Source organism: Nocardia sp. NPDC049526, assembly GCF_044465765.1.
Classification (GTDB): Bacteria; Actinomycetota; Actinomycetes; order Mycobacteriales; family Mycobacteriaceae; genus Nocardia.
This window is the reverse complement of the sequence record NZ_JBITMA010000042.1, coordinates 1-1,076: the sequence shown is the minus strand read 5'-3', so window position 1 is coordinate 1,076 and position 1,076 is coordinate 1. Positions and strand designations below refer to the sequence as shown.

Below are 1,076 nucleotides of genomic sequence, written 5' to 3'. Positions count from 1 at the left end.
CTAGGTCGTGTTTCGAAAGTCGGGTCACCGTAGCCACAGGTCGATGGCGGCGATGTGGACGGTAGCCAGGAAGCGGACGGCGAGTTTGTCGTATCTGGTTGCCAGCGCGCGGTTTTGCTTGAGCTGGTTTATGCCACGCTCGACCGCGTTGCGGTCACGGTAGATCTCGGCATCGAACGCATGGGGCCGACCACCTCGCGTGCCGCGCCGGAGCCGGTGACCGACCTGGTCTCCCGGCACCGGGATAGTGGCCCGGATTCCGCGTCGAGCCAGGTAATCGCGGTTGGCGCGGGAGGAATAGGCCTTGTCCGCCAACACTCGGTCCGGGCGCACACGCGGGCGCCCACCACCGAGCCGCGGTACCCACACCGCATCCAGCACCGCGGTGAAGTGCGGACTGTCACCGGCCTGACCACCGGTGATCAGGACCGCCAACGGCGCCAAACCCTGTTCACAGGCCAGGTGCAGCTTCGTCGACCATCCACCCCGAGACCGGCCGAGCGCGTGATCGGCCGGCTCGACCTCGACCCCACCCGGCGGCTCGGCCTGAGCGCCGCCATCGCGGACAGCCCCGGCGGCATGCTGATGGGCCCGCATGATGGTCGAGTCCACACTCACCTGCCAGCAGATACCGCCATTCGCATCGGCCAGTATCTGCAACAACTTCAGCAGCAACGCCCAGTTCCCCGCACGCTGCCACCGCCGGAACAACCCATACACCGTCTGCCAGGGCCCATACCGATCCGGCACATCCCGCCACGGCGCACCCACCCGAGTGCGCCACCGAATCCCGTCGATGATCTGGCGTTTGCTCCACTTCGGCGGACGCCCCGCCTTCTTGCCACGAGGCAGCAACGGCTCCAACCGCGCCCACTGGGCATCGGTCAAATCCGCTCGCCCCGCCACCGCTACGCTGGCCACGAGGTCTCCGGTATTCAGGTTCTGCTTGGTCGCTGAACCCATCTACCGGAGACCTCACCCATCTCACGGCATCGACACACCCACTCCGGCAACGACTTTCAGCCGCAATCGTGACAGCGGCGATCACCCCTCAGCACTTATGAAACACGCCCTAG

General features: G+C 66.3%; 1 protein-coding gene. It reads right to left on the bottom strand.

Features of this window, described 5'->3' with window-relative positions:
• Positions 1-24 precede the first annotated feature (24 nt).
• Positions 25-963, bottom strand: a complete 939-nt coding sequence (locus tag ACIBW7_RS43060; RefSeq protein ID WP_397056933.1) for an IS5 family transposase — start codon at positions 961-963, stop codon at positions 25-27.
• Positions 964-1,076 lie beyond the last annotated feature (113 nt).